14 protein-coding genes are annotated in these 13,801 nt (G+C 73.5%); 11 read left to right on the forward strand and 3 right to left on the reverse strand.

What is annotated here, in order from left to right; all coding sequences use genetic code 11:
- Positions 1-279: 279 nt before the first annotated feature.
- The 5 genes from B7R87_RS03300 (at position 280) to B7R87_RS03320 (ending at position 5,362) form a co-directional block, all read left to right on the forward strand.
- The gene (locus B7R87_RS03300; protein ID WP_130585346.1) at positions 280-2,301 is read left to right on the forward strand and encodes a sensor histidine kinase; all 2,022 of its coding nucleotides are present in this window, start codon (positions 280-282) and stop codon (positions 2,299-2,301) included.
- Positions 2,302-2,543: 242 nt separating this feature from the next.
- Positions 2,544-2,969, forward strand: coding sequence for a roadblock/LC7 domain-containing protein (locus B7R87_RS03305; protein WP_006350501.1), 426 nt, complete (start codon positions 2,544-2,546; stop codon positions 2,967-2,969).
- The gene (locus B7R87_RS03310) at positions 2,966-3,334 is read left to right on the forward strand and encodes a DUF742 domain-containing protein (RefSeq protein WP_006350500.1); all 369 of its coding nucleotides are present in this window, start codon (positions 2,966-2,968) and stop codon (positions 3,332-3,334) included. Before B7R87_RS03305 ends, B7R87_RS03310 begins: the two co-directional genes overlap by 4 nt.
- On the forward strand, positions 3,315-3,941 hold the full coding sequence (locus B7R87_RS03315) for a GTP-binding protein (protein WP_006350499.1): 627 nt from the start codon (positions 3,315-3,317) through the stop codon (positions 3,939-3,941). Before B7R87_RS03310 ends, B7R87_RS03315 begins: the two co-directional genes overlap by 20 nt.
- Positions 3,938-5,362, forward strand: a complete 1,425-nt coding sequence (locus B7R87_RS03320; RefSeq protein ID WP_130585347.1) for a cytochrome P450 family protein — start codon at positions 3,938-3,940, stop codon at positions 5,360-5,362. The genes B7R87_RS03315 and B7R87_RS03320 overlap by 4 nt, the downstream gene beginning before the upstream one ends.
- A gap of 54 nt (positions 5,363-5,416) precedes the next feature.
- Here the strand turns inward: B7R87_RS03320 and B7R87_RS03325 are convergent, their stop codons facing one another.
- Positions 5,417-5,854: a DUF4442 domain-containing protein gene (locus B7R87_RS03325; RefSeq protein WP_006350496.1), complete on the reverse strand. Its 438-nt coding sequence runs from the start codon at positions 5,852-5,854 to the stop codon at positions 5,417-5,419.
- A 175-nt stretch (positions 5,855-6,029) separates the two neighbouring features.
- Here B7R87_RS03325 and B7R87_RS03330 point away from each other — a divergent pair, with 175 nt between their 5' ends.
- Positions 6,030-7,145, forward strand: a complete 1,116-nt coding sequence (locus B7R87_RS03330; RefSeq protein WP_006350495.1) for a hypothetical protein — start codon at positions 6,030-6,032, stop codon at positions 7,143-7,145.
- Positions 7,146-7,174: 29 nt separating this feature from the next.
- Here the strand turns inward: B7R87_RS03330 and B7R87_RS03335 are convergent, their stop codons facing one another.
- A complete protein-coding gene (locus tag B7R87_RS03335) occupies positions 7,175-8,044 on the reverse strand; it encodes a spermidine synthase (RefSeq protein ID WP_006350494.1) in 870 nt (289 codons plus the stop codon).
- Positions 8,045-8,125: 81 nt separating this feature from the next.
- Complete coding sequence (tuf, locus tag B7R87_RS03340) at positions 8,126-9,298, reverse strand: elongation factor Tu (RefSeq protein WP_006350493.1); 1,173 nt, start codon at positions 9,296-9,298, stop codon at positions 8,126-8,128.
- Between the two features lie 520 nt (positions 9,299-9,818).
- Between tuf and B7R87_RS03345 the strand changes: the two genes are divergently transcribed.
- From B7R87_RS03345 to B7R87_RS03365, 5 genes are all read left to right on the forward strand, one after another.
- Entirely contained in the window at positions 9,819-10,544 is a 726-nt protein-coding gene (locus tag B7R87_RS03345) for a TVP38/TMEM64 family protein (RefSeq protein ID WP_006350492.1), read from the forward strand.
- Positions 10,545-10,719: 175 nt separating this feature from the next.
- Positions 10,720-11,592, forward strand: a complete 873-nt coding sequence (locus tag B7R87_RS03350; protein WP_006350491.1) for an undecaprenyl-diphosphate phosphatase — start codon at positions 10,720-10,722, stop codon at positions 11,590-11,592.
- Positions 11,593-11,839: 247 nt separating this feature from the next.
- Positions 11,840-12,028, forward strand: coding sequence for a hypothetical protein (locus tag B7R87_RS03355; protein ID WP_006350490.1), 189 nt, complete (start codon positions 11,840-11,842; stop codon positions 12,026-12,028).
- Between the two features lie 73 nt (positions 12,029-12,101).
- Positions 12,102-13,286, forward strand: a complete 1,185-nt coding sequence (locus B7R87_RS03360; protein WP_006350489.1) for a methyltransferase — start codon at positions 12,102-12,104, stop codon at positions 13,284-13,286.
- A gap of 51 nt (positions 13,287-13,337) precedes the next feature.
- Entirely contained in the window at positions 13,338-13,781 is a 444-nt protein-coding gene (locus B7R87_RS03365) for a nuclear transport factor 2 family protein (protein ID WP_006350488.1), read from the forward strand.
- Positions 13,782-13,801 lie beyond the last annotated feature (20 nt).

The following is a 13,801-nucleotide window of genomic DNA, read 5'->3' on the forward strand; positions in this document are numbered from 1 at the left end:
CCCCGCCGGGCGACTTCGCGGCGAAGTCCTCCGTTCTGTGGGGAGTCCCCGCGGTCCGGGCTCGCCGTGGACGGCCCGTGGCTAGCATGAGCGCCACGCCCGTGCGGAAGATCACCGTCAACTTCCGGTGTCCGCCCACACGTTCGGCCGATACGCGCGGATCGGCCCACCCGCACCCCTTCAGTTCCCGGCCCTGTCTCCGGGCACGCCGGTCCGGACCCACAGCGGCCGCCGGCTCACCGCCGACGGGCCCGGCAGACTCCAGCAGCGAAGGACCCCATGTCCGTGCAAGTCGCCCCGAAACCCCATCGGATACGCACCCCGCGGCCGCTCCCGCCCGCCGTCGCCCCCGCCGCCGTCGCACTGGCCGCCATCGCCGGGGTCACGGCCATCGCCACGGCCCCCGCCCCGGCCCGCGTCTGGGCGGCGGTCACGGTGACCCTCGCCTGGGCCGCGATCACGGCCGGGGTCGTGTTCGGCACGCTCAACGCCCGGCGGCTGCGCGTGGCGGCGGCCGCGTCCGACGAGGTGGCCCGGGCCCTGCGGATCCGCTCGGCCCGGGCCGACGAGGACGTGGTACGGCTGCTGGAGGTCACCCTCCCGCTGGTCGTGAAGCGCCTGCGGGACGGGGAGGGCGCGGACGCCGTGCTCGGAGACGTACCGCAGCCCGCGCACCCCCTGCTGCGAGCGGTGCTGGCCCACTGCGCCGCCGAACTCGCGGCGGGCGAGAGCGTCGCTCGGGCCGCGACCGCCGACAGCGTCACCGCGGTGCGCCGGCTCGCCCGGGCCGCGGACGAACTGGACCTGCTCACCTCCTCGGCACTGCCCGCAGCGCTGGCCCGGCTGCGGGCAGGCGATGCGGCGGACACCGTACTGGCCGCACTGAAGCCCCCCGGCGACGACCGGCTGCGGATCCTGCTGGACACGGTCGTCCGCGAGGTGGCCCGGAGCGAGCGGCGGGCGGCCGCCGTCATGGGTGCGGGCACCAAGACCCTCAGCCGGGTCCAGGCCATGTCCGTGAGCATGCTCGCCGATCTCCGCGAGATGCAGGATCGTCACGGCGGGGAGATCTTCGGCGAACTCCTGGGGCTGGACCACAAGACCTCCCAGCTCGGGCTGCTGGCGGACCGGCTGTCCCTGCTGATGGGCGGCCGGACCAGCCGTACCTGGAACCGGCCGATCGGCATGGAGTCGGTGCTGCGCGGGGCGGTGGGCCGGATCTCCGCGTACCGCCGGGTCCGGCTGCACTCCACCAGTACGGCCCGGATCGCGGGGTACGCCGCCGAGGCCGTGATGCATCTGCTGGCCGAGTTGATGGACAACGCCGCCAACTTCTCCCCTCCCGTCGACGAGGTGCACGTCTATGTGGAGGAGCGGGCGGCCGGTCTGGTGGTCACCGTCGAGGACAGCGGTCTGAAGATGGCGGAGGCGCAGCTGCGGCGGGCCGAGGAGGCGGTGTCCGGGCGGGCCGCCGACCTCTCCTATCTGCCGAGCACCCGGATCGGGCTGGTCGTGGTGGGGCTGCTGGCGGTCAAGTACCACATGACGGTGACCTACCGGCCGTCGTCGCGCGGCGGTACGGGCGTGGTCGTCCTGCTGCCCCCGCAACTGCTGCACCAGGAGCAACTCCCCTACCAGGAAACACGGCAGGGCGCCTCGGGGCTCCCGGAGACACCGGTACCCGGCGGGCAGCGGGACCCCGGGCCGTCGCCGGAGCGCGGGGCGGAGCCGCGGCCCTCCGGTGCGTTCCCCGGCCCCGTACCTCCGGACCCGGTACTGCCCGAACCCGTACTGCCGGACCCGGTACCGCCCGGCCCCGTACCTCCGGATTCGGTACCGCGCGGACCTGCGCTGCCGGAGCCGCGGTCCCCGTATCCGGGCGCCCCCGGTGCCGTACCGCCGGCCGCCGCCCCGGGCCCCGGGATCCCGCCGCCCCGCTCCTCCGGAACCCCCGGCGGGCCGGGGATGGCGACACCCAACGGGCTGCCCGTACGGCCCCGCGGCCGCACCATGGCGGCGGCCGACCGTGGCCGGACGGAGACCCCCGGGGACCGGTCCGGCACGACCGGCGGGACCGGCAGGGACGCGGGCGCGCAGTTCGCCGCCTTCCACCGCTCGACGGCCCGCCCGGCGGCCGCCCGGAGCCCGGTCCTCGGCGGCGCCACCGGGACCACCGGCCCCGGTGACGCCGGCGGAGCCGCCCGGCCGGGGCCCACGGGCGGTCCGAGCCCCGCACGGGCGGGCGAACAGGCAGGCGGCACAGCGGCCGTGGAGCCCACCGCGGAGAGCTCCCGCCCATGACGGCCGCGACCGCGACCACCGGTCCCGTACGGCTCCGTCCCGCCCCTGCGCCCGCCGGAAGCCCGTACGACGCGGTACGGAATCGGACCGGGCCACTCCGCGGTCCGGGGCGGCCGTCCCGGGCACCACGAACATCCCCGTCACCCCGACCAACCCGACTGACCCGACGCTCCCCGCGAACCCGACGAACAGGAGGCACGGGCCGGCGCCCCGGCCGAGGCCGGCGCCCGCCCCAACCGACCATGCAGCAGACCACCGATACCAGCCTGACCTGGCTCCTGGAGGGCCTCATCGACCGCACCCGGGGCACCCGGCACGCCCTGGTGCTCTCCCGCGACGGTCTGAAGCTCTGCTGGACCCCGCGTCTCACCCTCGACCAGGCCGATCAGCTCGCCGCGATCTGCTCGGGCATCCAGGCCCTCGCCCAGGGCGCTTCCGTGGAGTTCGGCGACGGCACCGGCGGCGTACGGCATTCCATGACCGAGTTCCACGGCGGTCTGCTGTTCATCGTGGAGGCCGGGGAGGGCGCCCATCTCGCCGTGGTCGCCGACGACGGCGCGGATCCGGGCGCCGTCGGCCACCACATGACCGAACTCGTCGACGGCATAGGGCACCATCTGCGCGCCGAGCCCCGCGTCCCGCCCGGCCCGGAGAGTCCCCGCCCATGACCCGTCACCCCGTCGACCTGGGGGAACCGGACCGTCTCTACACCGTCACCGGTGGCCGCTGCACCGTCGGCGCCGATCTGGAGCGCACCTTCGACCTGGTCACCCTGGTGGTCGGCGAGTGCGGCCCGGCGCCGGGGATGCAGTCGGAGCACGCCCGGATCCTCGGTCTGGCCCGGCATCCGGTCTCCGTCGTCGAACTGTCGGCGCAGCTGAGGCTGCCGGTCACGGTCGTACGGATCCTGCTCGGGGACCTGCTGGCGACGGGGCGCATCACCGCACGGCGGCCGAGGGCGGCGCGTTCGCTCGCCGGTCTGCCCGACTCGGCCCTTCTGGAAGAGGTGCTCCATGGACTCCGCAACCTCTGAGCTGTCCGCCGGGCCACCGGCGTTCACCCCGCTGACCGACTCCGCCGACACCGGGCTGAAGATCGTGATCGTGGGCGGTTTCGGTGTCGGCAAGACCACCCTGGTCAGGTCGGTGAGCGAAATCCGCCCCCTGAACACGGAGGAGGTGATGACCCAGGCGGGGCTCGGTATCGACGAGACGGCCGGTCCGACGGCCAAGTCCACGACGACGGTCGCCTTCGACTTCGGCCGGATCAGCCTCAACGAACGGCTGGTGCTCTATCTGTTCGGCGCGCCCGGCCAGGAGCGGTTCTGGTTCCTGTGGGACCGGCTGTTCACGGGGACGCTCGGCGCGGTGGTCCTGGTGGACACCCGCCGGATGAGCGACTCCTGGTACGCGATCGACCGGCTGGAGAACCACGGCACGCCGTTCGTGGTCGCGGTCAACCGCTTCGAGAACGATCCGGCGCTCTTCTCGCTGCGGGAGATACGCCAGGCGCTGTCGCTGGCCCCGCACGTACCGCTGGTCGACTGCGACGCCCGGGTCCGCGCCTCGGGCAAGTATGTGCTGCTCAGCCTCGTCAACCACCTCCGTGATCTGACCCAGGCCCGGGAGACCGCCCGATGACGAACCGCAGCGACACCGCACGGCCCGCCCCGGGCCCGGACTGCCCCGTTCCCCTCGTTCCCGGTTCCGCGTTCCCGGACGAACGGCTCGTGGTGGCAGGGCCGCCCGGTCCCGCTCCGGGCACCGCGGATGCCGGGTGTCCCGAAGGCACCGGCAGGACCGGGAGCGGCCCGGATCCGGACGGTGCCGTCCCGTTCGTTCCCTCGGCAGGCGGCTGGACGCCCGGGCGGTACGCGGCCCTGCGGCGCGAGCACGGGAGCGTCGCCCCCGTCGTCCTGGCCGGGGGCGTCCGGGCGTGGCTGGTGCTGGGCTATGCCGAGGTGGCCCATGTCACCGGCCACGACGAGCTGTTCGCCCGGGACGCCCCGCGGCCCGGTCCGTGGCCGGGAGCGGACGGCGGGCCGGGGGCCGGAACGGCGACGGACGTCCGGCGGGTGCCGTCGGTGGCCCGGGCCCTGGAGTCCGTGGACCACTTCGAACTGGCCCAGGGGTGCCGGCGTATCGCGCAGCGCCTCATCGACGCCTTCGCGGGCAGCGGCCGGGCCGAGCTGATGGCCGCGTACGCCCGGTCGCTGTCGCTGCGCGCCGCGGTCCTGATGTGCGGGCTGCCGCCGGGGGCGGAGGCGACCGAGGGGCTGGTACGCGATCTGGGCACCGCGCTCGCGGGCGACGGCGAGCCGGTGGCGGGCCGGACCGAGAGGGACCGGCCGGGCGGGGGCGGGCCGGACGGAAGGGAGCGCTCCGTTGTCCGGGGGGACGAGGCGGTGGCAGCGTACGTCCGGGCCGGTGAGCGGGTACGGCGGCTGGTCGCCGCGCGGCGCGCCGCACCCGGCCCCGACGTGGTCTCCGGACTGCTGGCGGATCCGGCCGGGGCGACCGACGAGGAGGTGACCCGGCAGGTGCTGGGGCTGGTCGCGGCGGCCCACCGGCCGACGGCGGACTGGATCGGGAACACCCTCCGGCTGCTGCTCACCGACGAGCGGTTCGCCCGGGACGTCTCCGGGGGACGGCTCAGCGTCGGGGAGGCGCTGAACGAGGTGCTGTGGCTGGACACGCCGGTGCAGCTCGCCGCCGGGCGCCGCGCCCGGCGCGACACCCGGCTCGGCGGGCAGGGGATCCGGGCCGGGGACCGGGTGGTGCCGGGGCTGGGGGCGGCGAACACCGATCCGGGGATCTGGCCGGACGGCCGGGCGGGCGCCGAGAACGCGGCGCACCTCTCCTTCGGGGGCGGCGTCCACCGCTGCCCCTATCCCGCGCCGCTGCTCGCCGACGTCATGGCCCGTACGGCGGTCGAAACACTGCTGGAGCAACTGCCGGACACCGTGCTCGCGGAGGAGGCGGCGGAACCGGCCTGGCGGCTCTCGGTCCGGTCGCGGGGGCTGGTCGCACTGCCGGTGCGGTTCACCCCGGTCGTCCGCTGAGGCCGCCCGGACGTTCCCGGAACGGCCTCTGCACGGGACGGCCCCGCAGCCGGATCAGCCGGAGGGGCGCAGCGTCCAGGTGATGGTCATCAGCCCCGTCACCGCACCGTCCGCGCGCCGGATCTCGACCGTGACGTCGAATTCGGGCCGCTCCCCCGCGTCCAGTTCGGCGACGACGGCGGCAGCCGGGCGGGCGAGTGTCGCGGTGGCCGTCACCTCTCCCTTGGCCAGCTTCCGGTAGCCGATCTCGGCCTTCACGGCGAGCGGCACCGCACGGTGCAGCTGGTCGCCGAAGGCGGAGAGGACGATCGCGCCGCTGGCGGACTCGGCGAGGGTGAACATCGCACCGGCGTGGGGTCCGCCGACGTGGTTGTGGAAGTCGGCCTGGTCCGGCAGGCGCAGCACCGCGCGCTCCGCGGTGGCTTCCACAAACTCCAGATTGAGGGTCCGGACCATGGGGACGGTGGCGGCGAGCAGCTCGCCCACGGACATCTGATCAGCGCTCATGGCCGCGATGTTACCGACGGGTAGGCCTCTTGGCCAGCCCCTTCCGCACACCGCCTCCGGCCTTTCTTCCTCCCCACCGGGGACGTCGGCGGGGCCGGAGCGCGGGGGCCTGCCGGACCGGTCGGCCGGACCCGGCGGCCACCCTTTAGGGTTACTCGCCATGTGGCCAGCAGGACAGCAGCAGCAGCCCGGCGACGGGAACCCTCAGCACCAGGGCCCGCCGGGCCCCGGCCCGCATGCGCCCCACCCGCATCAGCAGCCCGGGTATCAGCAGCCGGGGTACCAGCAGTCCGGGTATCAGCAGCCGAACCCCTATCAGCAGCCGCCCGGCCCGGGCGGGCAGCCGGGCTATCAGCAGCCGGGGCTCTACCAGCAGACCACCGTCTCCCAGCCCACCGTCTCCCCGTACCCGGTTGCCGGGCCGCCGCCCGGACCGCCGGGGAACCGCCGGAAGACGGCCGTCGTCGCCGTGGTCGCGGCCCTGGCGGTCGTCGCCGCCGCCGTCGTCACCGGAGTCGTCGTGCTCGGCGGGGACCGGGACACCGGCGACCGGGCGGACCCGCAGGGCGGCGGCGCCTCGGCGGGATCGGCGGAGACTGCGGAGACAGCGGGAGCGCAGTCGCCGCCTCCGGTGACTTCGACGGAGGAGAATCCGCGCGCGGGCAAGGACGCCGAACCGACGGTCCCCGGCTGGAAGGTGGTCATCAATCCCCAGCACGGCACGATGTTCGACGTACCGCCCGAGTGGACGCTGATGGGTGCCGGGATGCAGACGGGCTACGAGGACGAGAAGAAGGGCGACGGCACCCCCGCCGTCGTGATGTCGGCCCCGGCCCAGCTCCGGCCCACCTGGTGCCTGTACGACTACAACAAGGACGGCACCAAGGAGGACTGGGGTCTGGCCACGGCGGGCACCAAGGGCGCGCGGGGTGCCCGGAGCACCGCGGACGCCGCCTACAACGAGGCCTTCAACTGGGCCTGGGCGGCCTACGCCCAGGGTGATGCGGCGGGCACCGTGAAGGTCGCGCGGGCCAGGCCGTTCACGACCGCGTCGGGGCTGGCCGGCAGCGTCGCCACGGCCACGGCGACCGGTACGAAGAAGCGCCATGCCTGCGAGACCGACGGCAAGTCGACGGCGTTCAGCTTCAAGGACTCCACCGGCGAGATCAAAACCTTCGTCCTGCACGGCGTCAAGGGCGTCAAGGGCGAGCTCCCCGAGGCCACGGTGCAGAAGATCCTGGGCACGATCCGCCAGGTGAAGGCGGCCGGGGGGTAATCCGCTCCGGCGCGGCGGGCTCCCCGCTCTCAACCGATGCCGAACGCCCCGGCGGGCGGCTCCGGCGAATCCTGTGCTTCGGCGTCCCGCACCGGCCGGGCGTCCCCGGCGAGCCGTACCAGCGCGGGCCCGTACTCGACCCGGGCGGGGAAGGCGTCCGCCGCGGTGCGCCGGGCCAGGGTCGCCGTGTCGAGGGGCGCATGGGACGCGACGAGCAGCACATTGCCGAAACGGCGCCCCCGCAGCACGGCGGGCTCCGCGATCAGCGCCAGTTCGCCGAAGACGGCGGCGAAGGTGGCGAGCTGGGAGCGGAGGAAGCCGAAGGGCGCGCCGTCGGCGAGGTTGGCCGCGTACACCCCGCCGGGCCGCAGGACCCGCTCCGCGGCCCGGGCGAACTCGACGGACGTGAGGTGCGCGGGCACCCGCGACCCTCCGAAGACATCGGCGACGAGGACGTCGGCGCTGTCCGGCGGGGCCGCTTCGACATGGGTGCGGGCGTCGGCCGCATGGACCGTGATCCCCGATCCGGCGGGCAGCGGCAGATACTCGGTGACCAGCTCCAGCAGCCCGCGGTCGGCCTCCACCACGTCCTGCCGGGATCCGGGCCTGGTCGCGGCGGCGTAACGCGGCAGGGTCAGTGCGCCCCCGCCGAGGTGGAGCAGGTCGAGCGGGGCACCCGCCGGGGCGCAGGAGTCGAGCAGGTGCGCGATCCGGCGGGTGTACTCGAACTCCAGGTAGGTGGGGTCGTCGAGGTCGACGTACGACTGCGGGGCGCCGTCGACGGTCAGCAGCCGCGCCCGTTCCCGGTCGACGTCGGGCAGGAGCCGGGCGAAGCCGTGGTCGACGGCCCGTGCGACGGGTATCGCCTCGGCCGGTCCGGGGTGTCGGTTGTTCTCCACTCCCCCATTGTCGGTGCCGCGGGAGCAGGGCCGGACCGGGCTCCGTACGGGGTGGTACGGAGCCCGGCCTGCCGCGCCCCCTCAGAGCAGCTCGGTCACCGTGCCCGCGCCGACGGTACGGCCGCCCTCGCGGATCGCGAAGCCGAGACCCGCCTCCAGCGGGACGTCCCGGCCCAGCTCGACGGTCATGGCGACCGTCTCCCCGGGGCGTGCGACGCCCTGCTCACCGAGGTCGATGTCCCCGACGACGTCCGCGGTGCGGAGGTAGAACTGCGGCCGGTAGCCGGTGGCGACCGGTGTGGTCCTGCCGCCCTCGCGCCCGGAGAGCAGATAGACGCGCGCCGTGAAGCGCCGGCCCGGGGTGGCACTGCCCGGTGCGACGACGACATGGCCCCGGCGGACCGCGTCGCGTTGGAGTCCGCGCAGCAGCAGCGCCACGCTGTCCCCGGCCTCGGCGTACTCCATCGGCTTGCCGAAGGTCTCCACGCCGGTGACGACGGTCTCGGTGTCCGCGCCCAGCACCTGGACCCGGTCGCCGACGCGCACGGTTCCGCGCTCGACGGCGCCGGTCACGACCGTGCCGCGCCCGGTGATGGTGAGGACGTTCTCCACCGGCATCAGGAACGGCGCGTCCGTGTAGCGGACCGGCAGGGGCACATAGGTGTCGACCGCGTCGAGGAGCGCCTCGACGGCACCCGTCCAGCGCGGGTCGCCCTCCAGGGCACGGAGTCCCGAGACCCGGACGACGGGCGCGGCGTCGCCGCCGTAGCCGTGCCGGGTGAGCAGTTCGCGGACCTCCAGCTCCACCAGGTCCGTCAGCTCGTCGTCGCCCGCGTCGGCCATGGTGATCGCGGTGACGATGTGGTCGACGCCGACCTGGCGCGCGAGGAGGACGTGCTCGGCGGTCTGCGGCATGACGCCGTCGAGCGCGGAGACCACGAGGATCGCCCCGTCGAGCTGGGCCGCGCCGGTGATCATGTTCTTGACGTAGTCGGCGTGGCCGGGCATGTCGACATGGGCGTAGTGGCGGGTGTCGGTCTCGTACTCGACGTGCGCGATGTTGATGGTGATACCGCGCGCCGCCTCCTCGGGCGCCTTGTCGATCCGGTCGAAGGGCACGAAGCCGCTGCCGGTGCCGCGGTCGCTGAGGACCTTGGTGATGGCGGCGGTCAAGGTGGTCTTGCCGTGGTCGACGTGCCCCATGGTGCCGATGTTGAGATGCGGCTTGGTGCGTACGTAAGCGGTCTTGGCCATGTGTGATCGTCCTCGAAGCTCAGGAGGTGTGGTGTGGAACGGGACCCCTGGGGCCTGCCGACCCTCCCCCTTGGGGGTCCCACCGGACGATCCGGGAAGGGTCAGCTTCGGGCGCCGTCGGCGACGAGGATCACGGCAGCCCTCACCGTCGCCGCGACAAGGCAGCGATCAGGGGAGAGGGCGGGCCGGAACATGGGTCGATCATGGCGGAGACGGCCCCCGGCGGTCGACCGGTTTTCCCCGGACGCGCCCGGACGCGCATCCCACTCCTCCCACCACCGGACCCGCACCGCACCGCCGGACCCGCACCGCGCCACCGGCCGTCACGCGCCTCACGGCTCACGGCTCACGGCTCACGGCTCACGGCTCACGGCTCACGGCTCACGGCTCACGGCTCACGGCTCACGGCTCACGGCTCACGGCGACCATGCCCCGGCGCCGCGCCTGCTCCCGCCGATCGCGCCGGGAAGTGAGGCGCCCGTTACGGCGCCTTGACGGCCGCGTCGGTTACGCTCCCCGGATGTTCGAACCCGCGCCCGGGCCCGTCACGGGCCCCCGGCCCGCCGTCGCCCTCGCCGCCCGCTGCGGCAGGGCACTCCTCTCCCCGTGGTCGAAGCTGTCGCTGCTGGCGCTGGTGCTGCTGTCGGCGGGTGCGCTGGTGCTGCTGTACGAGCCGCAGCGGGTGCTGGCCGACGGTTGGCCGCCGTTCGAGCTGAGCGGTCCGGCCGCGGTCGTCCTCTTCGCCGCGGCGTACGGGGCGTGTACGGCGGCCTTCGTCCCCCGGCCGCTGCTGAATCTGGCCGCGGGGGCGCTCTTCGGCTCCCAGGCCGGACTGGTCGCGGCACTCTCGGGCACGGTGCTCGGCGCGGGCATCGCGTTCACCCTCGGCCGGCTGCTCGGGCAGGACGCGCTCCGCCCGCTGCTGCGGGGCCGCTGGCTGAAGGCGGCGGACCACCAGTTCAGTGCGCACGGCTTCCGTTCGATGCTGGGCGTGCGGCTGTTCCCCGGGGTGCCGTTCGCGGCGGCCAACTACTGCGCCGCGGTGTCCCGGATGGGCTACACACCGTTCCTGCTGGCGACGGCCATCGGGTCGATCCCCAACACCGCGGCGTATGTGATCGCGGGCAGCCGGGCGGGTTCGCCGACCTCCCCCGCCTTCCTGGTGTCGACCGGGTTCATCGTCGTCACCGGAGTGGTGGCGAGCATCGTCGCCTGGCGCAAACGCCATCGCCTGCGCGGGAACTGACTCCGGGCACCAACCCGGGAATTAACCGGACGTTCACCCCTTAGGGTGCATGCGCGTACATCTCGCTGCGGGAGGGTACTCTTCCTGCCCATCGGCGCAGGAACGGACACCGTGCGCCCCGGAACGCTCCGGGGCCGCCGGATCGCGGACTCTCCCTTGGGTGGCGTACTTCTTCATGTCGTGGTTTGAATCCCTGATCCTCGGACTCGTGCAGGGCCTGACCGAGTTTCTGCCCATCTCGTCGAGCGCCCATCTGCGGCTCACGGCCGCCTTCGCGGGCTGGGAGGATCCGGGTGCGGCGTTCACCGCGATCACCCAGATCGGCACCGAGACGGCGGTACTGATCTACTTCCGCGCGGATATCGCCAGAATCGTCTCGGCGTGGTTCCGGTCCCTGACGGACAAGGCGATGCGCGCCGACCACGACGCGCAGATGGGCTGGCTGGTCATCGTCGGCTCGATTCCCATCGGAGTCCTCGGCATCACCCTCAAGGACCAGATCGAAGGCCCCTTCCGCGATCTGCGGCTGATTGCGACGACCCTGATCGTGATGGGCATCGTCCTGGGCGTCGCCGACCGGCTCGCGGCCCGCGACGAGACCGGCGGCCGGCACCGGGCCGCCAAACAGCGCAAGACGCTCAGGGAACTGAACGTCAGGGACGGTCTGATCTACGGCTTCTGCCAGGCGATGGCACTGATTCCCGGCGTCTCCCGGTCGGGTGCCACGATCAGCGGCGGTCTGCTGATGGGCTACACCCGCGAGTCGGCGGCGCGTTACTCGTTCCTCCTCGCCATCCCGGCCGTTCTGGCCTCCGGTGCCTACGAGTTGAAGGACGCGGGCGAAGGCCATGTCTCCTGGGGGCCGACGATCTTCGCCACCGTGGTCGCCTTTTTTGTGGGATATGCAGTTATCGCATGGTTCATGAAATTCATCACGACCAAGAGCTTCATGCCGTTCGTGATCTACCGCATCCTGCTGGGCCTTCTGATCTTCGCCCTGGTCGGAGCCGGTGTCCTCAGCCCCCACGCGGGTGAGTCCGGAAGCTGACGGAGGCCCCCGGGAGGGGCCCGCAGAGCCGGAGAGGGCATCGAAACCCGCTCATAGGCGAGGGCAACCGATGACATTCGTCACGGCACTCGGTGCCAAGCGGCAGGCAACCGTCATGCGCTACCCGGTGTTCGCCCTGTTCAAACCGGATACCCCGGGCGCTCGGGAAGCACTGAAGTCGGCCAAGGCGGCGCTCCGGGCGTGCAGCAGGGGTTCACGACCGCCCGGCAGGCCGTAATCTGGAGCCATGTCGCCCCTTCAACGCGAGTCCGAGGCTGTCACGCCGTCGGCGCCCGTCCAGTCCGCCGCCGAGCTCAACGCCCGTATCCGGGAGCTGTGGGCCGACGGACGGCTGCCCGAGGAGCGGCGCGGGGAGTACGAGGCGCTGGTCCTGAAGTGGGCGACGACGCTGGAGCACATCGAGCGCGCCGCCTGAGCGGCCGGGCGGCGGACCGCCGTCCGGGCCCTGTCGGCCGTGCGGCCCGCGGGCGGCTAGCCTTGTTCGCACGATGAACCGTCTGACCACGCCCTGGGGCGATCTCGCCCTCACCCGTTTTCCCGAGGACCCGCGCGACCCCCTTCGCGCCTGGGACGCCGCCGACGAGTATCTGCTGCGGCACCTCGCCGAACAGGGCACGGACCTCTCGGGGGAACTGGTCGTCCTGGGTGACCGGTGGGGCGCGCTGACCGTCTCGCTCGCCGCGCACCGTCCCGTACAGATCACCGACTCCTTCCTGGGGCAGCGGGCGACCGCCGTCAATCTGGCGCGCAACGGCGCGACGGAGGGCGCGGCCGTGCTGCGGAGCGTGCGCGACACCCCGCCGGAGCGGATCGACGTACTGCTGGTACGGGTCCCCAAGAGCCTGGCGCTGCTGGAGGACCAGCTGCACCGGCTGGCGCCCGCCGTCCACGAGGGCACGGTCGTCGTCGGCACCGGCATGGCCGCCGAGATCCACACCTCCACCCTGAAACTGTTCGAGCGGATCATCGGCCCGACGCGGACGTCCCTCGCGGTGCGCAAGGCGCGGCTGATCTTCTGTACACCCGACCTCTCGCTGCCGCGGACGCCCGGCCCCTGGCCGCTGCGGTACGACCTGCCGGACGATATCGGCGTCATGGCGGGCCGTACGGTCACGAACCACGCGGGCGTCTTCTGCGCCGACCGGCTCGACATCGGCACCCGCTTCTTCCTCGGCCGGCTCCCGGTTCCGCGCGGTCCGGTCCACGTCGTCGACCTGGGCTGCGGCAACGGTGTGGTCGGTACGGCCGCGGCGCTGGCCGGTCCCGAGGCATCGGTGACCTTCGTCGACGAATCGTTCTCCGCCGTCGCCTCGGCCGAGGCGACGTACCGCGACAACGTTCCCGGGGGCGGTGGCGCGGCCGCGTTCACCGTCGGCGACGGACTCTCCGGGCTGGCGGACTCCTCCGCCGATCTGGTGCTGTGCAATCCGCCCTTCCACAGCCACCGGGCGACCACGGACACCACCGCGCGCCGGATGTTCACCGACGCCCGGCGGGTGCTGCGGCCCGGCGGCGAGCTGTGGGTGGTCGGCAACCGCCATCTGGGCTACCACGTCACCCTGCGCCGTATCTTCGGCGGCTGCGAGGTGGTGGCGGGCCATCCGAAGTTCGTGGTGCTGCGGGCGGCCGCGAAGGCCGCTCCGCTCCGCCGTTTGCGTGCCGGGACGCGCTGACGGACCCGCACGGGTCTTGGCCCCGGGGGAAAGCTGCCGGACACTGACCCGATGACGCAGCGCGTGGATCTTTCGACCGTGATGGACCGGCTGGCCATCGACGATCTGGTCACGGAGTACGCGGTGGCCGTGGACGACGGGGACTGGACCGCCTATCGGGCCCTGTTCACCGACGACGGCCGGGCCGACTACCGCTCATCGGGCGGTATCGAGGGCCCGGTGTCCGAGGTCGCCGTCTGGATGGCCGATGCCGTGGCCCGGTTCTCCGTACGGCAGCACCTCATCGTCAACCGGCGGGTGAGCATCGAGGATCTGGGCGGCTGGCCCGGCGACCGGGCGGAGGTACGGGCCGACTACGTCTGTCCGATGCGGCTCGGCCCGGACGAGGACCTGGTGAGCGGCGGCCGGTACGCATTCGCCCTGGCCAGGACCGGCGGCGGCTGGAGGCTGCGCGGGGTGGTCGTCGAGGAGAGGTGGCGGCGCGGGCCCGGGTGAGCCCGCGGGCGCCGCCCGGA

This window comes from Streptomyces tsukubensis (genome assembly GCF_003932715.1).
Taxonomy (GTDB): Bacteria; Actinomycetota; Actinomycetes; order Streptomycetales; family Streptomycetaceae; genus Streptomyces; species Streptomyces tsukubensis.